16 protein-coding genes are annotated in these 22,384 nt (G+C 45.6%); 6 read left to right on the forward strand and 10 right to left on the reverse strand.

The genetic code is table 11. From position 1 onward, the window contains the following. Positions 1-260: 260 nt before the first annotated feature. The 6 genes from KXJ80_RS12050 to KXJ80_RS12075 all read left to right on the forward strand — a co-directional run bounded on the left by KXJ80_RS12050 (position 261) and on the right by KXJ80_RS12075 (position 9,963). On the forward strand, positions 261-3,458 hold the full coding sequence (locus KXJ80_RS12050; RefSeq protein ID WP_218738582.1) for a serine-rich family protein: 3,198 nt from the start codon (positions 261-263) through the stop codon (positions 3,456-3,458). Positions 3,459-3,475: 17 nt separating this feature from the next. Further along, positions 3,476-4,168 (forward strand): hypothetical protein, encoded by a 693-nt coding sequence (locus KXJ80_RS12055; RefSeq protein ID WP_218738581.1) that lies wholly within the window; start codon positions 3,476-3,478, stop codon positions 4,166-4,168. Between the two features lie 209 nt (positions 4,169-4,377). Continuing rightward, positions 4,378-5,223 carry a hypothetical protein gene (locus tag KXJ80_RS12060; RefSeq protein ID WP_218738580.1) on the forward strand — a complete coding sequence of 282 codons (846 nt, stop codon included), beginning with the start codon at positions 4,378-4,380 and terminating at the stop codon, positions 5,221-5,223. After that, positions 5,216-6,175 (forward strand): hypothetical protein, encoded by a 960-nt coding sequence (locus KXJ80_RS12065; protein ID WP_218738579.1) that lies wholly within the window; start codon positions 5,216-5,218, stop codon positions 6,173-6,175. The genes KXJ80_RS12060 and KXJ80_RS12065 overlap by 8 nt, the downstream gene beginning before the upstream one ends. Before the next feature lie 123 nt (positions 6,176-6,298). Further along, positions 6,299-9,208, forward strand: a complete 2,910-nt coding sequence (locus KXJ80_RS12070) for an acetate and sugar kinases/Hsc70/actin family protein (RefSeq protein ID WP_218738578.1) — start codon at positions 6,299-6,301, stop codon at positions 9,206-9,208. 110 nt (positions 9,209-9,318) lie between these two features. Next, a complete protein-coding gene (locus tag KXJ80_RS12075; RefSeq protein ID WP_218738577.1) occupies positions 9,319-9,963 on the forward strand; it encodes a HEPN domain-containing protein in 645 nt (214 codons plus the stop codon). 947 nt (positions 9,964-10,910) lie between these two features. Here the strand turns inward: KXJ80_RS12075 and KXJ80_RS12080 are convergent. The 10 genes from KXJ80_RS12080 to hisC all read right to left on the reverse strand — a co-directional run bounded on the left by KXJ80_RS12080 (position 10,911) and on the right by hisC (position 22,370). Then, positions 10,911-11,261, reverse strand: coding sequence for a YdbL family probable chaperone protein (locus KXJ80_RS12080; RefSeq protein ID WP_203431807.1), 351 nt, complete (start codon positions 11,259-11,261; stop codon positions 10,911-10,913). 24 nt (positions 11,262-11,285) lie between these two features. Beyond that, positions 11,286-11,486, reverse strand: a complete 201-nt coding sequence (locus KXJ80_RS12085; protein WP_011072131.1) for a YnbE family lipoprotein — start codon at positions 11,484-11,486, stop codon at positions 11,286-11,288. 12 nt (positions 11,487-11,498) lie between these two features. Continuing rightward, positions 11,499-14,747 carry an intermembrane phospholipid transport YdbH family protein gene (locus KXJ80_RS12090; protein WP_218738576.1) on the reverse strand — a complete coding sequence of 1,083 codons (3,249 nt, stop codon included), beginning with the start codon at positions 14,745-14,747 and terminating at the stop codon, positions 11,499-11,501. A 220-nt stretch (positions 14,748-14,967) separates the two neighbouring features. Beyond that, on the reverse strand, positions 14,968-16,155 hold the full coding sequence (locus tag KXJ80_RS12095) for an aromatic amino acid transport family protein (RefSeq protein WP_218738575.1): 1,188 nt from the start codon (positions 16,153-16,155) through the stop codon (positions 14,968-14,970). Between the two features lie 680 nt (positions 16,156-16,835). Continuing rightward, on the reverse strand, positions 16,836-17,471 hold the full coding sequence (hisIE, locus tag KXJ80_RS12100) for a bifunctional phosphoribosyl-AMP cyclohydrolase/phosphoribosyl-ATP diphosphatase HisIE (RefSeq protein WP_218738574.1): 636 nt from the start codon (positions 17,469-17,471) through the stop codon (positions 16,836-16,838). An 82-nt stretch (positions 17,472-17,553) separates the two neighbouring features. Further along, the gene (gene hisF / locus KXJ80_RS12105) at positions 17,554-18,327 is read right to left on the reverse strand and encodes an imidazole glycerol phosphate synthase subunit HisF (protein ID WP_218738573.1); all 774 of its coding nucleotides are present in this window, start codon (positions 18,325-18,327) and stop codon (positions 17,554-17,556) included. Beyond that, on the reverse strand, positions 18,309-19,046 hold the full coding sequence (gene hisA / locus KXJ80_RS12110) for a 1-(5-phosphoribosyl)-5-[(5-phosphoribosylamino)methylideneamino]imidazole-4-carboxamide isomerase (RefSeq protein ID WP_218738572.1): 738 nt from the start codon (positions 19,044-19,046) through the stop codon (positions 18,309-18,311). Before hisA ends, hisF begins: the two co-directional genes overlap by 19 nt. Positions 19,047-19,193: 147 nt before the next feature. Then, complete coding sequence (gene hisH / locus KXJ80_RS12115; RefSeq protein ID WP_218738571.1) at positions 19,194-19,859, reverse strand: imidazole glycerol phosphate synthase subunit HisH; 666 nt, start codon at positions 19,857-19,859, stop codon at positions 19,194-19,196. A gap of 146 nt (positions 19,860-20,005) precedes the next feature. Continuing rightward, positions 20,006-21,097 (reverse strand): bifunctional histidinol-phosphatase/imidazoleglycerol-phosphate dehydratase HisB, encoded by a 1,092-nt coding sequence (gene hisB / locus KXJ80_RS12120; protein ID WP_218738570.1) that lies wholly within the window; start codon positions 21,095-21,097, stop codon positions 20,006-20,008. A gap of 82 nt (positions 21,098-21,179) precedes the next feature. After that, positions 21,180-22,370, reverse strand: coding sequence for a histidinol-phosphate transaminase (gene hisC / locus KXJ80_RS12125; protein WP_218738569.1), 1,191 nt, complete (start codon positions 22,368-22,370; stop codon positions 21,180-21,182). Positions 22,371-22,384 lie beyond the last annotated feature (14 nt).

The following is a 22,384-nucleotide window of genomic DNA, read 5'->3' on the forward strand; positions in this document are numbered from 1 at the left end:
TCCCCCTTGCACGACATTTATTTGTTCTAATTGCGACTGGCACAAAACAGTAGTGTTCAAAAGTGATGTTATTACGCGTGGCTACAGCTGGTTTGATGTATGTCCTAAGTGTGGTGGGGCGCTTGAAAAACGTCCTGCAAAGATGATTGAGACTGGTTTATCGAAATTGACCAATATCTTCGTAAGATAATCAGTACTTTTAATTTTTTGTCAGGGATTGACTAAGTCTACATTTCTGGCTTTGTGATAAGGATTGTTGCATGTCTCAAGAAGTCATCACCAAATTTTCTGATTCTGTTGTGGGTCGCAGCAATATTTTGCAGCACATAGCCTGCATGCCCACCCCTCAATTTGCTCAGCTGCCATTATCCTTACCCAATTCATCGTTAAAACTGTTACGTGTAGAAGGAATTAATGATGAAAATCCAAGCGCATATAGGCTGGCGTTGGCTAATGTTTATGCTGCATTAGAGCATGAAGATCAAATTCAGTTTGTTTATTTGCTTGATGTTAGTTTAGAAGGGGTTGCCCTTTATTTTGGGGTTAACCAGTTAACCTCTGCAATTGATGGGCCTGGGCATGAAGCGCTTAAAAATTTACGCGGGGCGCTTGAGGGCCAATTACCAGGGATTAATCTTTCTAAGCTAGAAAACATTGAGCCCTTGATGGCTCGTCTAAAAGAAAGTAAGCATAAAGGTGTTGTACTTGGTATTCCAACAGGAAAGAGTCAAGAGCAAGACAGTGACGAAGAAGACTATCAGGGTATTGAAAGACTTGTTAGAACTTTGCTTTCTGGTAGCGGCAGTGATTCAGACAGTATCAATTCTGCTAATTGGCAAATGGTTGTGGTGACGCAACCTTTAACTCGTAAAGATGCAAGAGTTTATCTAGATGGTGCCTATGAACTGGCAAGCGAACTATCCATTCAGGTGAAAACCAGTGTTCAAGCGGGTAGTAATAACAATGAGCAAAAAGGCAATAGTTTCAGCGAGGGGACATCGGATAGTACCAATACTGGTCGCACTGATACTCGCAGTAAAAATGACAGTGTTTCGCAGACTAGAAATACCGGAAAGAACTCCAGTGATAATCCATCATCCAACTACTCGTCAGGTACCTCTAGTGGCGAAACTCAAGGCAAAAATTGGGGAACAAGTACCAGTATTGCTGATACTAAAGGTAGTAGCCACTCAACGAGTGTTAATGAGACCTATAATCTAAATCGCTCTGCAGGGAACAATATAGGTTTAACTAAAGAAGTGACCGATAAACGCGCCCAGCATCTGCTCGATCATATTGAAAAATCCCTTATTCCTAGGTTGCAAAAGGGCGTGACTAAAGGTTTATTTGGCACGGCCATTTACCTTGCGGCAGATACGCCATCCAGTTATCGCCGCTTAAAAAATACCATTTGTTCCACCTATCAAGGGGGAGAAATCACTGTCAGCCCACTCGAAGTAGTCGATCTTTATGAAACCTCTGCCGCACAACTATTACAGTTACCAACGTTAAAGCAATCACTTAAATATAGAAACTCATTGTTTCACAGTATCACTAGCAGTCATGAATCCCTGTTTGCGACGTTATTGACAGCTGATGAACTCGCTATGGTTGCTGGATTACCTCGACATGAGTTACCAGGGCTGCGCCGACGCAAAACAGTAGAATTTATTGTTGATTTACCAAGAGTTAAGGCTGATGACGCTCTTAAGTTAGGGGCTGTTATTGATCGAGGTCGTAAGCAACACACTAATTCAATCAACCTCAACAAGGCTGATTTTAATAAACATATCTTTGTGACTGGGGTCACTGGAGCGGGTAAAACTACAACCTGCCTTAATTTATTAATTGAATCGGCTTTGCCTTTTTTAGTGATTGAACCCGCCAAAACTGAGTACCGCGTTTTACATCAACATATGCCTAATCAGGTGGCGTATTATCGTCCTAATGGCGATCAACACCGTAGTTTGCGGCTCAATCCATTCGCATTGGTGCACCCGAAGCAACATATTCGAAGTCACGCTTCATTTTTACGAAATGTATTTGCTGCGATTTTCCCGATGGAAGCATCTATGCCCTTTTTAGTTGAGCAAGCGATTCTGCGTGCCTACGAGGAAAAGGGCTGGGATCTAACGGATAACACTTGTTTTTGTTGCGATGATCCTTTTGACCCAGCGGCGCAGGTCTGGCCAACTATGGGAGATATGATCCGTCAACTTGACCTGTTGATCCCTGAACAAGGAATGGGTAAAGAGTTTGAAGAAAAATATCGCGGCTCTCTGGTTTCACGTTTGACCAGTCTTACTCATGGCGTACTCGGGGATATTCTCAATGTGCCACAATCGCTGAATGTCGATGCGCTACTTGATAACAAGGTCGTTATTGAATTAGAAGAAATTAAAGATGGCGAAGGTAAGGCGCTAATGATGGCGCTGTTGTTGGGCGCGGTCAGCGAAGCCATTCGCTACCGACATGGAAAAGATAGTAAATTTCGCCATTTAACATTGATAGAAGAAGCCCATCGTTTATTGGCGAAACCAGAGCCTGGCGATAAGGCACGCGCAATGGCCGTTGATGCCTTTGCTGACTTACTTGCCGAGGTACGAAAATACGGTGAAGGATTGATCATTGCAGATCAAATCCCTGCCAAGTTAGTGGCGGATGTGATTAAAAATACTCATACCAAGATCGTCCATCGTTTGTTTGCTGAGGACGATAGGCGCGCAATGGGCGAATCCATGATGATGGATGAGGCACAGCGTGATTATTTACCTAACTTAGCTACTGGTGAGGCGGTTATTTTTTGTGGAGGATGGCATGGACCAGCCCATGGGGCTATCCGCGCAGATCTAGCGCAAACTGATGGAGATCCATTATCCGAGGATGATATTAATCAACTGGCAATCAGTCAGCTTTGGCAAGAGAGAACCAGATATTATCCTACACTTACTCACCTGGGCTGGCTTACCCAAGATGAACAAAAATTATCTTTTGCAGATTTTGTACACTCTGGCCGCAAGGCATTGAATATTTTATTAGAAATAACGCCATCGATTTTGGGGACGTCGAGTATAACCGAGTTAAAACAGCTAAAACTTTCTGAGGCATTGATACAGTGGCTAGAGAAATGGCAGCCATTTGCAGCGCAAAATCCCGTCAATCAAGATGAATGGAGGAGGGGGGCAAATTTACCATTGCCAACTCATCCTTTTACGGTGCTGCTACTCGCATTGATGCAAGATTGTCATCCAACCCTGCGTACAAAATCGAAAACAAATGCAATTTGGCCTTTCCCTGTAACCGATTTTGCAATCTGGAGTGAGGGTCTGTCAGCGATGCTTAATACACTAGCAACCAGTTCTGCTACTGAGGTGATAAATAAGCTCAACGTGGCAAAATCTAGCAGTAGAGAATGTAAAAAGGTTCTTCACCAATTATCTAATTATCAAAAATTTTAATTAATAGGAGCGTCATTATGGGATTTTTAAGCATCATTAGCACTGCCATTAGTTCAGCCTGCAGCACTATTGGCAGTGCCTTGAGTTCGTTTGCTAGTAGTTTAGGTCCAGTACTAAGCACTATCGCGACTCATTTACCCAAACTAGGCGAGGCACTAGGACAGTTTGCAAACAACTTTTTACAAGCAGTAGGGATTTTAAAGCCAGACGAAGACGTTAAGCAATTGGGTGAGCGCGCGCTGCAAGCCGCGCAGGATGGGATTACACCTGAAAAGTTTGATGATTTTGACGATTATGTTCAAGCACTGCGTAATTTTGAAATTGATCCTGATAAAGCCAAAAAACGCAATGATGTCGAAAGGCTCGTTGTGGGCCTTGGCGTAGGCTCCTTTGGACTAGAGCAAAAGTTTGAGGCAGCACCTGGCTCATTGTCTGCTATCTGGCTTTTACCTGTGGCAAACCCAGAATTTTTTACTGTTAATCGAATGGATTCGCTACTTCAGCAAGGTAAGTTAAGCGGTGATATTTTTGGCTATCTTGAACGTAAACTTAGTGCGGGCGATGCTTACCGCATGGAAGAAGGTATGGCAGATGCCTTAGTCAATAGCAGTGTGGTTGAGAGTAAACAATCGCTATTTGCAGCTCTTGATAAAGCTAGTGATAACTGGCACAGCATAAAAAACAGTGCAGATAATATCGACAAGGAATAAAAAATGGGATTTTTTAGCTCAATTTCCAGCGCGCTTTCGCAGATAAATAAATGCAGCGGACAAATCTGAAAGCCAAAAAGACGCACTGTTTGCAGACTTTGAAGAAACTGTCGAAAAGATTTAGCAATTTGATCTTGAAGCCTTTGAGGACAATAACAATGACAAACCATGCTTGCCAGAATCCCAATCAAGAATGAAAGAATAGGCCAATGACATCTCATCAATTCAGCCAGTTAACATCTGTGATCATCTTTTGGGTACAAGACCACCTTGCCGCTTGGGCGCTAAGCGCTAATCAAGTTCCAGTTGAACTCCCCATCGAGGGGGAAAAGCAATGGTTAGCTTGTATTAAAGGGGAGCGGCTTTGCCAAGCGCTTGCCGATATAGATTCACGTCTTGTCGGAGATTATCCGTTACAACTAATTTACGATGCAAAGAGTCAGCCAAACCTAGAGGCTGCGCTACCTAAGTTGCTAGTTCAATTGTCTAAACGAGGTTGGCAGGTTCTTTCCTTTGAGCACTTAGCCAAGCGTTGTGCTTTGACTGTTAATGCCGAGCTACCCAAAAAAAGCTTGGTCGCTGAGCTGCTCCTGCCCATGTTGCTTGCTGCTGATAACGCTACTGAGCGCCAGAGATTACAGGAGGCGACTCATCGCGAACATGAAGCACTAACACAGCAATTACAGTGTGATAGAGAACAAATCATGAAGGAGAATGAACGGTTAGTGGCTCAAAATGCCATACTACGTCGTGTAGATACAGAGCAGTTGATGAGTTATCTACCTGCATTATTTCCTCGGGTATTTACCGTTATCGACGGGAATGAGCTGGCTTTATTAGCCGGACGGATAGAGCCCTTTAAAATCGCAAACCCTTACCCTGAACCGAGTTCAGAAACTCTCTACCAGCTGCAGCGACAATTTAAAAAACTGCCAATAGACAATCAACGCCAAATTGTCGGTTTTGTTTCAGAATTACCGCAGCGGCAGCAATTAACGCCGCGCCCTGAAATGCGTAGTGTGATAGAGCAACTAGAGGCGGATAAACATGCCTGATCACCAAGAAGAAAACTCTTTTAAGCATTTAACCGTTGATGAACAAAAACGCTTAGATGAACTCAGTCACAACTGGGCTAAAGAGGATATAAGCTTTTTTTCAGGCAGCTCGAAGTTAAGCGTGTTTGACTTAAAGCTGCTGCTGTTACATTTTGTGCCCTTAAAAAGTTTGATCCAGCAGCTTGCCCACCAGAAACATAGCAACACATCCGATAATACTGATGCCGGCAGCAGCTTTACTGCTAATAGCACATTAGCCGCAGATGCTTCCTTAACAGCGGCGCACAGTTTGCCTACTGCCTTGGTTGAGCTACAAGCACTTGAGCAACAGTTATCGCAGGCACATGGGGCCAATAGCCAACTCGTGCAGCAGTTGCAACAACTTCAATCGGAGCTTAACGAGCAGCAGAATAAAAATCTCACATTAGAAAATGCGTTAACGTCGGCTACCGCAAAACTAAAGCAGTTAGAAGCTCAATATCAACAAGCCCAACAGGCCTTAACGGCTGCTTCCAAAGCATTAAGCCACCCGGTGCAAAATATCCTCAGGCAAGACTTAAGCTTAAGTACCGATTTGGGACTTAATGCATCCGGCGGCGAAGAGCCTTCAAGTACAGATTTAATTAGCACAGTTGCGGTAATGTCCCAACTCGATAGTGTTAAACGCTTATGGGACTTACTGAAAGATCGCTGCGAACAGCAAAATAGAGCCGCCAGCCAAGCCGAGGCCCAATTGCTTGCGACCGCACTTGGCTGGCATAACCACAACTGGCAGCAAAAGCCCTATCAGCTCTTTGAGCCAACGATGGGACAGAGTTTTGATTTTAACCAACAGCAGCGCGCAGCCTTCAGCCAACCGATTGGAGAAACAATAAAGGCGGTGGTACTTCCAGGGATAAGAGATTATGCGGGGCGATTACTTAAAAAAGCCTTAGTTATCACTACACCCTAGCGTTTTTGATATAGCAGACAGACGCTCATAGCTGTATTTGGCTGAAATATTCGCAATATATAATGCAGTATTACAGTCTTTTGCTAGTTTTCACTGCTAGATTTTATTACGGATAAAAGCAATATGACTCAAAACCTATCTAAGAAATATTATCGGTCGATAGAAACTAAAAATAGCTTACCGTTTGGCACATCTTCAAGACCAAAAGCTGTGACGAATTTTATTCAACGTTTTAACGATGAGCTGGCCGATTTTATGGAATCTCTGGCTAGCGAGCGATTTTGGCATGTTTGTCCGTTAGGTAGCAAAGAACCATGTGGTTTATTTGATACGAAAACTGGTTTGCAACACCCGCCAATTTCAACTTACCAAGAGTTTTTTAACACGAATCCTTTTTTCTTGGTAACGGACAAACAAGAGCATCATGTAATATTTGATACTAAGCAAAAGTTATTATGGTCATGGGGGAAAAGCTCCAATCTAATACAAGGTAACTTAGATAAGCTTAACATTGCAGCAGCAAAGTTTCGCATTCTTGGACTAAATGGCTGGAATGTGCCAAAGATGCTAGATTTTAAAAAATTTGCACAAAACAAAGCTAACCCAGAGATTATAGGGAATCGAATTCTGAACCATTTTGCTTGGATGACCCAAGAGAATTTGATTGATTTAGATAATTGGACAATATCTTCAACGCAGCATACTGGATTTCTAATAGTAAACAATTCTGCTTGGTATTCGATAACTTTTGCTGAAATTGTAGCTTCGATCGGTGAAAATTCATACAAATTATCTTCTGCTAATAAGCAAAAAACTATACATCCTTCTATTGATACAAGTTGGCAGAATTTTTCTCATGAACAATTGTTGCTTACCCTCAATGAACAATCATGTTATTTACGAGGTGTTAATCAGCAGAATTCTTTAGTTAATCCGATAACTATTCTAAGTAACTTGGATTGGCGTTCTTGTCGGCTACCTCAACTAGAAAAGGCGAGGTTAACCGACCTTAATAAGGGATTGTGGGAACTATGGGGTTGCGAACCCGCAGGACTGGCTAAGCTTAAGTTGGTAGCTCGTAATCCTAAGCAGGATGTTAAGTTGCACAATGTGGCTATCGATTTTGGTACGAGTAGCACTGTGGTTGCCTATTGCGACCAACATGGCGCTCGGCAGTTACTGCGCATTGGCGTGCGGGATTTTTACCAGCAACCAGAAGCCACCCACTATGAAAACCCGACAGTACTAGAAATATTGGATTTTGAGCGCTTCAGGGCAATCTGGCAACGCCAAACTTACCGGCCAGAGCTTGATTGGAACTGGTTACATACTTCCCACGAGGCTCAGGAAAACTTTAGAAATAACCCTGGTGATACTAGAGTACTGGCCAGAATTTTACCGCGTATAAAGCAGTGGGCTATGCGCTCCGAGAAGCAACAACTACAGTTAACTGACTACCAAGGCTATGAATTCACCCTCGCGGCATTAACAGAACGTAACCCTGTGCGTGGTCAGCCTATGGAAGTGAGCGATACAGATCCCTTTGATCCTGTTGAGCTTTATGCTTGGTATCTGGGGATGACCATCAATTGGCGTGAACGTGGCTTATATCTTAAATACCACCTGACGTTCCCAGCAAAATATGAACGTGCTACTAAAGATAAAATCCTTGCTAGTTTCCGCCGAGGCTTACAGCGTAGCTTACCAAGCACGTTAGTGTCTCAAAATGAGGTTTTTCGGGACTTTGAGGTAAAAGAATTAGCATCAGAGCCGGCAGCTTATGCCGCAGCGGCGTTACATCATTTAGCCTCTCAAGACGCTGTGGATACTAGCACAGTGATAAATGGCAACAGCCGCAGCATCAAGCCTAAGTTAACCGAAGATGGCGTTGCGTATGCAGTATTTGATTTTGGCGGTGGTACAACTGACTTTGATTTTGGTCTTTGGCGCTGGGCAACGGCTGACGAGGAGGATGAAGGTTATGAGCAAGTATTCGAATCGCTTCATTCATCTGGGGATAATTTTTTAGGTGGCGAAAATTTACTCGAACACCTTGTTTATGAGACCTTTAAAGACAATTTAGACATTTGCCGTGAACATAAGATCCCCTTCACTCGGCCCCTTGATGGCAAATCCTTTAGCGGCGATGAAGTTTTTGTCCAACAAACTCAAGCGGCGCAAACTAACTCTGTATTACTCGGAACAAAGTTACGCCCATTTATGGAGAATGCTGATAGCCAACTTCAATCTCAAGCTTCCATAGATTTGCTTAATATGGATGGGCAGAAAGTTAAGAGTGAGATTAGTTTTGATGTTCAAAAGTTAGATGTCTTGTTATTTAATCGAATTAAAGAAGGTTTACGTGCCTTTTTAGTAGAATTAGACCATGTGGTTGAACAATTAGGTCCAAGGCCTATACATTTACTATTGGCAGGGAATGGTAGCCGGTCAAGGTATATTACCGCGTTGGTTGAGAATGAAAGTGATGAATGGGACGCATTGCTTGAAGAGGTATTTCAAGGCAGAAGTCCAACATTAGTTATTCATCCTCCTTTGGCGGTAAACCAAGATAATTTGCATGCACCAACGGCTAAAACTGGGGTTGCACTCGGTTTGTTGCGACTTTGCCCTGGTGAGAAAGTAAAACTTATTAATAAGATTAGAACAGAAAGCCATGATGAAGCGCCATTTCGCTATTATTTGGGCGGTATTCGTCGTGGACAATTTACGCCGCAGTTGGCCCCCTTTAGTGATTATCAACAGTGGCAATTGTTGGGTAGTATGCCTCAGCAGGTTTTTAAGCTGTGTTACAGTGTGAGTCCGAAAGCTAAAGTGGGCATGCAAGAAGGGGATCCTGAGTTATTGATCCACAGACTTGATTTTCCTGCAGCGCCATCTGGAACGAAACTTTTTGTCCGTGCAATTCATCCCTGTATTGTGGAATTAGCAGCGGTAAGCGAAGAGGCTTTGCTTGAATCAGATATTATTAGTCGTATGAAACTGGATCTTGAAACGGGATTGATAACCTCGTAACGGTGTGTTTGATTAAAATCGTAATTTCGACATGTTACGGCTTATTTATGACCAAATTGGATCCTATATAAGCTTGGTAATAAGGTAAAGATCGTTAAGGATCAATAGCAATGGATTTTGTACAGCTAAAAAATCAACAAAGGATATTACGTGAACAGTCTCCGACCAATCTCAACTTGCGAGTTCATCGAGCGTTAAGCTGGTTGCAACGAGCTGAAATGGCGGATGATGACGATGGTCGTTTTATCTTTCTCTGGATAGCATTTAATGCTGCTTATGCCACTGAGATTGATGAACGATTTAAGTTGTCAGAACAAGAATCTTTTAAAGGTTTTTTAGAGAAGCTGTGCGAGTTAGATAAACAAAAACTGATAGATCTGTTAGTTTGGCGGGAATTTTCAGGCAGTATCCGTATCTTACTTGATACCCCGTTTGTGCTACAAAGTTTTTGGGATTTTCATAGTGGTAAAATAACTGAAGACAAATGGAAAGAGCGGCTTCAACAAGGTAAAAAGATGGCGAGCCACGCCTTGTCGAGTGGTAATACTCCTATTTTGCTTGGTGTTATTTTTAACCGCCTCTATACGATGCGCAACCAATTAATCCATGGTGGCGCAACATGGAATAGCTCTGTTAATCGCAAGCAACTTAAAGATTCTGCTAGTTTACTCAGCAAACTTGTACCATTGATTATAGAAATAATGATGACTCATCCTGAAACACTTTGGGGAGATGCATGTTATCCGGTGGTATAGCTAGGCGTACAGGTATAGTAGCTTAAGTGTGTTGGCTCAAAATAAAGAGGCCGTTCAGAGGCTAGTTATTTTCACCGTTTGAGATTGTTTCTTAAGCTTAACGCTTGCCTGTTAGTGATAATGTCGTTACTGAAACGATGTCTGATCTAGATATTAAAGCTATCAAAATAAGTCACAGATGTGCGAATATTGGTTAAAAATGACGACCAGCGTTATTTGTGGTAAATTTCTGTTGACTTTTTATAGATTAATCAAAAACCTTTAAATACAAATGCTTACGCTGTTATTTTGAACTGAAATTGAGGAGTCGAATTCTCAGGGTAAGTCATTGGTCTAATTGAAAAAAATATCAAAAATCGGAAGTAATGCAAAAAGTAATGCAGCCCTGTTTTAGGTATGTGTTAATTATATTTTTCAATACGTTATCTCATGAAGTAGACTCCCTCTCTCACCGCCACATTCTAAGAACCCGATCACATGGTCGGGTTTTTCTTTTCTATCATAACCTATGAATTATAGTTGCTAAATCCAATGGCTCACCAACCTTTGGCACCTTAAGGTGGTACAAAAGGGTGGTACAAAACGATGCATTTATGACTCAACCATACCGCGATCTAAAGTCTGGGATCTGGAAAATCCGTAAGGAAATTTCAGTGCATTTACGTCCGTTCCTTGATGACAAATTCGAGCTTAAGTGAAGTCTAGAGACTAATGATGCCTATACTGCCAAAACAACAGCGGGTGGTGTGATTGTGGAGTTTGAGTCAGCTATAGCTTTGTTACGTCAAGAAAAAGAGCAGAAATAACACCAGTACTGTTAGTTTGAGGGAGCAAAGCCATCAGGAGGATTACCATGGACGTGGCGGTCGATCTCGATAAACAAAACGCCTGCAATTGCAGGCGTTCTTCGATGGGTTTAGTCGGTGCTCAATTGTCATTAAAACAGGCTATTTCTTAACCCATTTGCCTTGAGCATTTTGCACATAGTTGCCTTTGTCTGTAGCCGCGATGGCTTTTTCACCTGCTAATTTGGCGACATCTGCGGCAGAAATATTATTCTTTTTGGCGATGGTTTCGTAGTGGGCGCGGCGCTTGTTGTTGACTTCATCCATTACGGCTTTGGCATCGCTATTATTTTGCACTAGACCTAAATAGCCATTGAGTTGCTCACCTAAGTAACCTTGGGATTTGGCTTCCTGCAATGACATGGCAAAGGCGTTTAAGCTGAATAAACCTAGGCCGAGCAACAGGAGTAATGTTGGCTTTTGTAGCAGGGTCTTGAGTGACATTGATTTCATCGTATATTCCTTAATTCTTTGTGATTAGAACAACTTATCATCTGACAGAAGCTGGTCTAGCTCCTTGTCCACTTTGATTTTTATCTCGTGTTCAATTTTCACATTGAGATTAATCACAATCGGTTTATCCGGCGGTTCAATTTTTACTGTAGGCGCACAGCCTTGCAATGTGCCCAGTAGCAGCAATGCACCTAAACTAACTTGCTGTAATTGAATGATCTTCACTGAGGGTTCCTTTTACTTCACGGATTTTTCGATTCTATCCTGCAGATTGTTACCAATCTGAAGGCTCCTGAATAATTGCAGCATGTTCTCTTCATGAGAGTAATTCAAGTGGATAGGGCGTTCAATCCCTTTGCTGCGACCTTTGACTTCCACTAATAGGTTGGCATCACCAGTTTGATCCATATCGAAACTACTGGATAACTGGCTGTATTCTAAGTGTTCGAGTGCCGAAAATACAAAGTCGAGATAAGGTTGTGATTGGCGCATTTGATCGACAGCCGGATTGCCAGATATGGCAATTAAACCGCCAGGCGCGCGGGCCGCTAATTGGCCGCCGCTGATCGACACTTTACCATCGACTAAGTCCACGGGTAACACACCATCGAATATGCCATCGGCATAAATGCCTATTTGGGGTTGGATCCGCAGTACTTCTTCAAGATTCATGCCCTGCAATAATAGATAGGCGTGGGATTTATCCTGTAGTTTTAAATTAAAATCCGGTAGTAAAAATTGGCCGTTCAATACTTTACCCTTGGCGGTCATCGACACGTCGGTATCACTTAAACCCGTGAGTTGTTGCAACCAATTATCGGGAAGCTTCTCTGCATCTTTGCCTAGGACAATATCGGCTTCTACTTCGATATCGGTCAAGGGGAAGCCGGGATCAAACAAGTTAAAGTTTATCATGTTCTGCGGGCAGTTCAGTCGACTTAAACTGCTGAAATAGCCTGGCGCTTGCGGCGTTTTATAGGATTGTCCCCAAGTGAACTCGCATTGGGCCTGTAATTTACCGCCCTCGAAGAGGGTGTCTTTGTAAAAACCTTCAAGCTCGGTCATCGATTGGGTAATTTGCATCGCAAATTGGGTTTGTTCGGGCTGATGTGTCAGTTTAAATTGTGCCTGTAATTGGTTATGCCCGGTCATATTAAACTCAGCGGGTAACGGCTGGGTTTGATTAAGCAAAGATAGTGCCTCTGTCATGCTGGTATCGACAACCCACTGGCCAGTTAACAGCAGCGGCAAGTTTGCATTGGCGAACTGCAATTGGTGATGGCTTTGTAGTTGAACATTGCCGACTTGCCAGTGTTCATCGCCGATAAGCGTGCTATTTTTCCAATGTAAATCTTGCACTAGGGCTAAGTTATCCAGCTTAAGCACGGTTTGTTTACGTGTACGTCCCTTCGTCGAGAGCTGCTTTTCAATTGATAACTGTTTGGCTTGCCAGTGGAGTGTATTTTTGATTTGGCTCGATTGAATCGCTGTTAAAAAAGGGGCTTGGCTCGAGAAATTCACTGCTACCCCCTGTGATACTCCAAGGGAAAAATCCTGCACTGTTATATCGCTGCGGCTACTCAGACTGGTTTTCATGCTGTTATTTGAGGCCTGCGTTTGGTGTTGTGCATGGGTATTGGTTATTGCAAGTGTTTCTACCGCTTGGCTAAAACGCAGTTGTGCCAGCGCGAGTGACACTGGGGGCAAGTTAAGCGCAAATTGACTCCCCGCCGTGGTAGTCGCATCCTGTGCTGAAAATGATGTTGAACTAAATGTGAGTGGAGCCTTGGCGTTTAGTTCAATATTGCCTAAACCCAACTGGGTTTGTTTATTTTGAGGATCAGATGCACGTGTTGCCTTATCTAGCTGAATATCCCTAAGTGTTAATTGCAGTGTATCCGTTGACTCAGTAGAGAAGGGCGCTGTCTTAAGTTGCCAATCGATGCCTTGGACTGACTGTTTAAGAGCCATCGTTCCGGCAGTTTGCAAAGCGCCAGAGCCCCAATTTAACGCTTGAGGTGCATCTTGCCAGCGCTTGTGTAAGTCAAGGTCACGTAAGTTGAGCGGAGTATTTTGTTTAAGCGCGATGTGCCACTGCGTTTGCAACATCCATGTATCCGACTCTTTGGTTAAGTGCTTGTTATTTAAGCGAGTGTTTGTTAGGCGAATGTGCGTCTCGAGTTTACTGCCTAAGGTGGATAATTCCACCGTGGGTAAGGTTAACGGCTCATCTGATTTTGCTAATGCATAATGCAGCGGCTCAGTCATCAAGAATGCCAGTCCAATGGGGGACTGGGTGCTTTTAAGCCCTGAGAGTAAAGTGTTAAGCGCTTGATAGTCAGTATCATTTAACTGCAAAGAGTGATTTAGGGCATCTAATAACAGCGCTTGTTGCTCGGCATTGGGCGTTAACGCAAGGCTAAAAGGCTCGAGTGTTAGATTCAGTGCTGCTAATGGACCACTGACATTAAACGCCAGTGTTGGTTGTGGTGCTAAGGTGAAGTCTGCAAAATGCGCCAAAGTGACACTCGGCTGGATAAACTGGTGCTCACTCTTTATATCGCCCGTCGTGAGCTTGAAAGTACTTTGCGAGAATAACTGACCACTCAGTGTCATGCCAAGCGCTTGCCATTGTTGATCCCATTGTATCAATTGGCTAAGAATACTGGTTGGCGTTTGGCGCAGGCTAATTTGATGCAGGCTCTCCAGCAGCGGCGCGATGTTCAGTTCACTTTTTAACGTCCATTCATCGCTGCCGAGTGTTGCAGCTAAGCTGATAAGAGGCTCGTCTTCATGGCTAAAGGCGGTGGTTAATTGTCCATAATGATTAAGGCTAAGTTTTTCCATCACCAGTTGATAGGCGCTGTGATTGGCTTGTGCCTTTAGCTTCAGTGTGGTTTTACCTATCTCAATTAAGGGTAATGAGTTGATATTTAATGGTATTGCGGGCGTTTGTTCATCGGCAATGTTGGGGCTTCGCTCAAAGAGTGATTGACCGAGCTCCACTTCAATCTCACCTGTACTAATGCGTTTGATTTTTTGGCTCAAGACATCAAGCTGGGCCAACTGGAGTAGTTCTGCAATACTTTGGGGCCAGCTTAATGCCAGTTGAATATCCAGATTTTTTACCACTAAGTGCGAGTCATGCACGCGCAGGTTAGCTGAACTGACTTGCCAATGTGCTAAGCCCATTTTTCCTAAGCGAATATCGGTTAGCTCACTGTCCATGCCGCTTAAGGCATAATTGGCGGCACGCAGAATAAGGGTTTCGGTCTCACTATTGACAATCCATACAGTAAGCGCAATACCCACTAACATACCTGCCACTGTGGTGGCGATAAGGCTTTGTTTGACGCGCTTTTTGATTGTTGTTTTGCGTCTAGGCACGCCAGTTTCTACCGCTTGGGAATGTGACGTAGCAGCCGAGCTCGCCTGCGGTGCGCGTTCGGCGCTAGCCTTTTTCAGTGGTATTGGCGTCTTAACCATGTGAGTCGAATATCATCCTTATCATCAATGCGCTGTCGTTCACTCTAGTGCTGGCGATTGAATACCAGCGATAAAGGGGCGTGGGATGAACGCCAGTTTAACACTCCACTACGTGGCTGACTAATTTTGCGATGGGTCTTGCTATGGGCAAATGAGGTTGAGTGCCTACTCAATCATCTTGATTTTACAGGCACTTATTCTGTAGTGACCTAAACTGATGTTAACCTAATAATTGGGCGCCAATGACGGCAAGGCCTGACACGAGTGCAAGCACTAAGCCTAATGTTCCCCCTGCGACGCGGTAGCCTTGGGGAAGATTGGCGTTATCCCGTTGTTTTCTTTGTACCCATACGATGGAAACAGGTAAAAAAATCGCGAGGATCACTAGGGCAATTGCCGCATAACCTAGTGCGGTAATAAATCCCTGTGGGTAAAAAAGGGCAAAGCCTAATGGCGGCACAAAAGTGATCGCCGCGGTAATACTGCGACCCGTCGCATTATCTTCTTGCCTTAAGTTGGCGGCTATAAAGTCAAATAGACCTAGGCTCACCCCTAAAAAGGAGGTTGCCAGCGCCAGATCGGCAAACACACTGATCGCTGAGCTTAAGGATTGACTGTGCAGTACACTGGCTAACTGATTGATAAAGCCTGAAAGACTCTGATTTGTCATCAGTTGGCTTTGGCTGAGCACGCCTTGGCTGCCCAGTTGCCACAGCAGGTAAATCAGCAGCGGTAATGCCGAGCCGAGCAACATGATTTTGCGCAGGCTGTTAACCTCAACGCCTAAGTAGCGCACCACGGATGGAATCGAACCATGAAAACCAAACGAGGTAAAAATCACTGGGATGGCCGACACAATAAGCCCTTGCTCCAGCGGCAATTCGAGTAAATGTGTGCCTTCCACCTGCGGCAGTAATAACGCCAGCATCAAGATCAACGCAATGATTTTTAAGCTAAAGAGCAGGCGGTTAATTAAATCGACGCAGTGGGTGCCTAAACCCACAATCGTACCAACTAGGAGGGTAAATAAGATGGCGCCCGCCTGTGGCGGCAGATTTAATCCTAACCAAGCATTGAGCTTTTGATTGACTTGCTCGCCGCCACCCGCGATATAGGCGGCGCACAGCGCGTAGAGTAAAAACATTAACGCGATACTGGCAACCACTTGGCCCTTAGCGCCCAAAAGCGTGCGGGCTAATTGGTTGAGGCTGGCATCACTCGGGGCAAATTGATGGATTTCGACCATAAGTAGAGCGGTGTAGGCCATCAATGCCCAGAGGATTAGCATAATCATGCTCGATACACCAAAACCGAGTCCTGCTGAGGCGATGGGGAGCGCGAGCATGCCCGCGCCAATGGTGGTGCCTGCGATCAGCAGTAAACTGCCGAAAAATTTATTTTGTGTCATAACTTACGCTCAAACGTCTTAATGAATGGCTCGAATATCTCAGTTAAAAGAGATAAAGGCTTAAGCAGAATGGCGGCGCGATACGGCGGCTGAGAACTGTACTTGTACCCGTACAAAGCATTGGGATCGTGGCGCAATCTGCGGATCGTTGGGGATATGGCCACAATGGAAGGTCTGGCGAGTGTGCCTATCTATGCCATTGCGGCTACAGATAGGGATAATAAGCTGTTGTTGTAATACACATAAAACGCGCCTTTGATTGGGTTTAATTCGACACTTAAATTACATCTAATGACTTCATCACATCTAATTGCTTGGTCACATCACATAACGAAGGCAATTCGGCCTGTTTTTAAAATTTGTCTTAAATGTTAATAAGTTGAGTCAACGCCTCGATGCCAATATCGAGTACGCTGGCTACGATAGGCAGTTAAGGTGTACTTGTCAACCATTACAACAGTATTTTGCTGATTTTTTGTCAATTACGATGTGATGGCTGATGAGAAGGTATACGGTTTTAGGATTCACTATTTGGGGGGGGAAGGGTTGTAAGGCGCATGATAGGGGGGGGATGTGGTGTTGGCTAACACTGCGTAAATAGAAGGTTGTCTGCCGCAGACCAAAAAGGCTTGCGGCAGATACGGGTGCAGTAGTGCTTAGGGCGTGTTGACGTTTCAGGGTTATTTTCGCAGTGCTTTTTGATGGCGAGCGAGTAGATTAGCCGTGATATCACTTAAGCTCAGTTGTTGATCTTCAAGCAGCACTAATAAGTGGTACATGAGATCTGATGCCTCATTAATCAGCTCTTCTTTATCGTGAGTCGCAGCGGCCAGCGCGGTTTCTAGTCCTTCTTCACCGACTTTTTGGGCGATGCGTTTGGTGCCACGGGCAAATAAGGAGGCGGTGTAGCTCGATTCTGGACTTTGCCCTTTACGTGAGGCGATAAGCTCGGCCAGATTGTTTAAAAACGGGTGAGCTTGGCCATCGAGCCAGCAGCTTTCGGTGCCTTTATGGCAGGTTGGGCCATTGGGCAACACCTGTACCAACAGGCTGTCGTTATCACAGTCTTTATCGATGGCAACCAATTTGAGGGTATGACCTGAGGTTTCTCCCTTGGTCCATAAACGTTGCTTAGAGCGGCTAAAAAACGTCACATCACCTGTTGCCAGAGTTTGTTCCAGCGCGGCTTTATCCATATACCCGAGCATTAATACCTTGCCTGATAAGTGGTTTTGGATAACAGCAGGGATAAGCCCATCCTGTTTGTCCCAATCCAGCTCGCTCAAATCTGACTTAGTGTTTGTTTGCGTTGACATAGTATTCACTCTTAATCTATTTGTAGAACCTAGAACCTAGAACCTAGAACCTAGAACCTAGAACCTAGAACCTAGAACCGCTCTAGCGTCTAATCGCGATGCCTTCGGCCGCTAAATACTGTTTTAACTCGACGATATTGATAATGGCTTTATGGAACACGCTGGCCGCCAGCGCTGCATCCACCTTAGCCTCGATAAACACATCGCGAAAATGGGCCATCGTACCCGCGCCGCCCGAGGCGATTAAAGGCACGTCGCACAGCTGGCGTATTAGGCTTAACTGTTTGATATCATAACCACCGCGCACGCCATCTTGGTTCATCACGTTGAGCACGATTTCGCCGCAGCCGCGTTTTTGTACTTCCTCAACCCAGTCTTGGGTGTACCAAGCGGTTTCTTTGGTGGCTGCTTCATCGCCGGTGAATTGCTTCACTTTATAACTGTCGCTTGCCGCATCATAAAACGAGTCTATGCCGATCACTATGCATTGGCGACCAAATTCATCCTGCAGGCGTGAGATTAAACTCGGATCGCTAAGGGCAGGAGAGTTGACCGAAATCTTATCCGCGCCAAAGGCCAGTAACTCCCGGGCCTGACTGATGGTTTTAATGCCGCCGGCGACGCAGAAGGGGATATCGATTTGCTCCGCCACTCGGCTCACCCAAGACTTATCGACTACTCGGTCGTGGGCACTGGCGGTGATATCGTAAAACACCAGTTCGTCGGCGCCCTCAGCGGCATAACGCGCCGCGAGTGGCACTATATCGCCAACAATTTCATGGTTGCGAAACTGTACGCCCTTGACCACGCAGCCATCTTTCACATCTAAACAGGGGACTATTCGTTTGGCCAGCATTGGATTGCCTCCGCCACATTAAACTGATTGATAAGTAAAGCTTTACCGATAATGATCCCCGCGGCGCCACTGTCTCTGACGGCGGCAACATCCTCAAGGGTGGCAATGCCGCCAGAGGCTTGCCACGCGATATCGGGATAGCGGCTGGATAGCTCACGGTAGAGTGCGGTATTGGCGCCTGTGAGGGTGCCATCACGGCTGATGTCAGTTACTAGCGCATGTTTAAGTCCCACTTGGCTAAAGTCTTCAACGATAGATTCTAAACTCTTACCTCCACCGCTTTGCCAGCCAGAAACCGCAACGATTTTCTCGCCGCTCTGATTGATATTCACATCCAGTGCGAGGCAAATGGCCTCGCTGCCAAACTTGTTAAACCAGCCTTTGACTAACTCGGGCTCTTTGACGGCGAGCGAGCCTATCACCACGCGTTTAACCCCAAGGGATAATAACTCGGCGACTTGCTCTTCAGTGCGGATCCCGCCGCCCACTTGAATATTGGCGTTAAGCCCCGCAGTCAGCTTAGCAATCAAAGCCGTTTGGCGTTTTGTAGGATCTTTAGCGCCAGTTAAATCTACGATATGCAGCCAGTTTGCCCCTTGGTCTTGGTAGGATTGCAACTGGGCCAGCGGGCTTAAATCGAAGGTAGTTTGCTGCCCATAATCCCCTTGGTAGAGCCTAACTACCTTGCCATCAATTAAATCAATTGCTGGAATGATCATCTGTTGTCCTTAAATTCTTTGGCGTATTTGCTGCCGCGCCTTATTGCTGAATGTTGTGGCTGAAAAAAGCTGGCTCAGCCAAACTTAGGTTCCAGAAACTTAGCTTCCACACACTTAGCTCAGTCAAAAGCTAATAAGCGATTGCATTTACTGCATTTTTAAAAAGTTACCTAGGATTTGTGCGCCCACGGCGGCGCTCTTCTCGGGGTGAAATTGCACGCCCATAAAGTTGTCTTTACCGATGGCGGCGCTAAAGTCTTCACCATAACGGCATTGTGCCAAGGTGTAGTCGCTTAATGGCGCGCGGTAGCTGTGCACAAAATACACATAACTGCCGGACGGAACACCGGCAAACAACGGGTGAACCTGAGACGGATTGCTAAAGGTCAGTTGGTTCCAGCCCATGTGCGGCAGAGGTAAATCTTCGACCTTAAGTATTTGACGGTCTAGCTCGTCAATCTCAGTTGGAATAATGCCTAAGCACTTACAGTCTAAAGTTTGGCAATCCAGCGCTTGGCCGCCGCGTTCTTTAGAGAGCAGCGTGAGCATTTGCATCCCTAAACAGACACCCAGCACGGGTTGAGTTAACCCTTGAATTAATTCGACTAAGGCTTTTTCAGATAATGAAGCCATCGCGGCGCCAGCGCTGCCGACACCTGGCAGTACTACACGTTTGGCGGCTTTAATGCTGGCCTTGTCATCGGTGACTAACACCTTAGCGCCGAGGCGCTCAAAGGCGAACCGGACCGAGCTTAAGTTGGCGCAACCTGTGTCTATGATGACAACATCAAATTCATCTATGTTTGCTGACATTGGGTTTTCCTATTGATGGGTCAGTGGGGAAGTGGTTTTTCGCCACATTCCCGAAACTGCCCCTCGTTAAAATCATCAGGCTTTGTATTATTCGCTAATCAATCTGTATTAGGTCATTAAGCACCTAACTCAGGTTGAGTACGGTGTTAGAGCACGCCTTTACTCGATGGCAACACATCACCTTCAACTTTGACTGCCTGACGCAGCGCGCGGCCCAGCACTTTAAATAGTGCTTCGACCTTGTGGTGATCGTTGTCTCCCTCGGCGGCTACATGCAGGGTGCAGCGTAGGCCATCGGCAAAAGATCGGAAAAAGTGCGGTACCATTTCGGTGGCCATTTCACCGACTTTTTCCCGTTCAAATTGGGCGGCGAATTTAATAAACGGCCTGCCGGAGAGATCGAGTAAGCATTCGCCCTTGGCCTCATCCATCGGCAAACTAAAACCAAAACGGGCAATACCGCGTTTATCGCCAAGCGCTTGGCGCAGTGCATCCCCAATCGCCAATGCCGTGTCTTCAACGCTGTGGTGATCGTCTATCTCCAGATCACCATCGACATTCACCTCCATTTTGAAGTTTCCGTGGGTGGCGATTTGATCCAGCATATGGTCGAAGAAACCAATGCCAGTGTTGATGACGCCTTTGCTGGCATTGTCGAGATCGACAGTCACGCGAATATCGGTTTCCTTGGTGGTGCGTACCACAGTCGCGGTGCGGCCCTTGTTGAGTAAGGCATCGGCAATCGTGTCCCAGCCAAGACTGCCACGCTGATATTGAAAGCTTTTAATCCCCATGGCATTGCCCAGTTCCACATCTGTGTGTCTGTCACCAATCACGGCAGACTGAGTAAAATCGATGGTGCCTTGGGTCAAAAAGTCTTTTACCAGCCCAAGTTTAGGTTTGCGGCAGCTGCAGTTTTCATCGTTAAAGTGCGGGCAGATGAGTACATCTTCAAACTTAACCCCTTGGCTGGAGAGGATTTGCATCATCATATTGTGCGGCGCATCAAAATCTTCCTGCGGAAAGGAAGGGGTACCGAGTCCATCCTGATTGCTGACCATAACCAACCTAAACCCAGCTTTTTGCAGGCGCAGTAAGGCGGGGATCACTTGGGGCTCGAATACCAGTTTGGCGAGGCTATCGACCTGTTTGTCGGTGATGGGCTCTTCAATCAAGGTGCCATCGCGGTCGATAAAAAGTATTTTCTGGGCGACATTTGGGGTAAATACTGGGTTCATGCTGCTACCTTTCAATTCAGTTTGTTATCTTTATAAAATCAGTCTATTAGGCCAATGCTGCGTTTATACTTGCGCTAAATGCTCACAGCTTTTGCGATTCAAATAGCGACACTAAGCGGTCGGTGTCAGCCTCAGAGCTAAAGCTAAAACGAATGGCTTTAGCCAATCTAGGGTCCTTATAGGCCCGCGCGACAATGCCATTGTCGATAAGCAGCTGTGCCACTTTGGCCACATCGTCAAATTCGGCGAGCACATAGTTACCATTGGGTGTTAGTACGGCGCCGCCCCATTGCTCGCAGTACAAATTCAGCGCCGCCGCGAGTCGCTCGCCCTGCGCATTGAGCGCTTTGACTTGGGTTTTCATTCGCGCAATTCCTGCAGGTGATAGAGCTTGCACGGCCACTTCACTCACGGGCAGTGGCACTGGATAGGGCGCAATAACCCGCATGATGATTTCGATAATTTCTTCATTGGCGAGCAAAAAGCCGCAGCGTGCGCCCGCTAAGGCAAAGGCCTTTGAAAGGGTGCGCAGCACCACAAGGTTTGGGTAAGACTCGAGTAAATTGGCGACGCTATATTCTGGGCAAAACTCGATATAAGCCTCATCGACGACAACAATGGCATCGGGCAGGGCTTGGATGGCTTGCTCTATGCGCGCCTTGTCAATCACAGTGCCGGTTGGGTTATTGGGATTGCAGATAAACACTAACTTAGCGCTGCGTGCGGCTGTCGCAAAGTCGGCTGGGAGACCGTACTCAGCCGTTAAGCTTAATGCCTTAACGCCCACATTAAAGGTTTGCGCGCTAATGGCGTACATGCCGTAAGTGGGCCCAAAGGTGGCAATTGAGTCGATACCTGGGATACAAAAAGCACGAATAAGTAGCTCGATGGCCTCATCGGCGCCGCGGCTGGCGACAATTTTGCTCTCCGCAACACCGCTATATTGGCTATAGGCATTGATTAACGCGGGCGGTTGGCACTCGGGGTAACGATTTAACTTAGATAAATCGAGTTCGGCAACAGCCACATTATTGAAGGGCGATTCGTTAGCGTTGATCCAAATATCCCCACGACCACCCAGCCTGCGAGCACTTTGGTAAGGCGTTAACTCGAGCAGTTCGGGCCGTGCAAGACGGGTGGCAAGGCTTGTTGGCTCGATGCTTATGTTTTCGAGAGTATTGTTATCGAGAGTATTGCTGGCGCAATTGGCGCTCGGAATGTTTGTCACAGGCACATTACTCGTTGGTGCTTGGCTAGTTGGCACTTGGCTCATCCTATTCGTCCTAA

This window comes from Shewanella xiamenensis, assembly GCF_024971755.1.
Classification (GTDB): domain Bacteria; phylum Pseudomonadota; class Gammaproteobacteria; order Enterobacterales; family Shewanellaceae; genus Shewanella; species Shewanella xiamenensis.

Coding starts and splice junctions, on each gene's coding strand:
- hisF (WP_218738573.1), bottom strand. CDS start 18,327: ATGCTGGCCAAACGAATAGTCCCCTGTTTAGATGTGAAAGATGGCTGC.
- KXJ80_RS12050 (WP_218738582.1), top strand. CDS start 261: ATGTCTCAAGAAGTCATCACCAAATTTTCTGATTCTGTTGTGGGTCGC.
- KXJ80_RS12060 (WP_218738580.1), top strand. CDS start 4,378: ATGACATCTCATCAATTCAGCCAGTTAACATCTGTGATCATCTTTTGG.
- hisC (WP_218738569.1), bottom strand. CDS start 22,370: ATGAGCCAAGTGCCAACTAGCCAAGCACCAACGAGTAATGTGCCTGTG.
- KXJ80_RS12065 (WP_218738579.1), top strand. CDS start 5,216: ATGCCTGATCACCAAGAAGAAAACTCTTTTAAGCATTTAACCGTTGAT.
- KXJ80_RS12070 (WP_218738578.1), top strand. CDS start 6,299: ATGACTCAAAACCTATCTAAGAAATATTATCGGTCGATAGAAACTAAA.
- KXJ80_RS12090 (WP_218738576.1), bottom strand. CDS start 14,747: ATGGTTAAGACGCCAATACCACTGAAAAAGGCTAGCGCCGAACGCGCA.
- hisB (WP_218738570.1), bottom strand. CDS start 21,097: ATGAACCCAGTATTTACCCCAAATGTCGCCCAGAAAATACTTTTTATC.
- KXJ80_RS12075 (WP_218738577.1), top strand. CDS start 9,319: ATGGATTTTGTACAGCTAAAAAATCAACAAAGGATATTACGTGAACAG.
- KXJ80_RS12080 (WP_203431807.1), bottom strand. CDS start 11,261: ATGAAATCAATGTCACTCAAGACCCTGCTACAAAAGCCAACATTACTC.
- KXJ80_RS12095 (WP_218738575.1), bottom strand. CDS start 16,155: ATGACACAAAATAAATTTTTCGGCAGTTTACTGCTGATCGCAGGCACC.
- KXJ80_RS12055 (WP_218738581.1), top strand. CDS start 3,476: ATGGGATTTTTAAGCATCATTAGCACTGCCATTAGTTCAGCCTGCAGC.
- hisIE (WP_218738574.1), bottom strand. CDS start 17,471: ATGTCAACGCAAACAAACACTAAGTCAGATTTGAGCGAGCTGGATTGG.
- hisA (WP_218738572.1), bottom strand. CDS start 19,046: ATGATCATTCCAGCAATTGATTTAATTGATGGCAAGGTAGTTAGGCTC.
- hisH (WP_218738571.1), bottom strand. CDS start 19,859: ATGTCAGCAAACATAGATGAATTTGATGTTGTCATCATAGACACAGGT.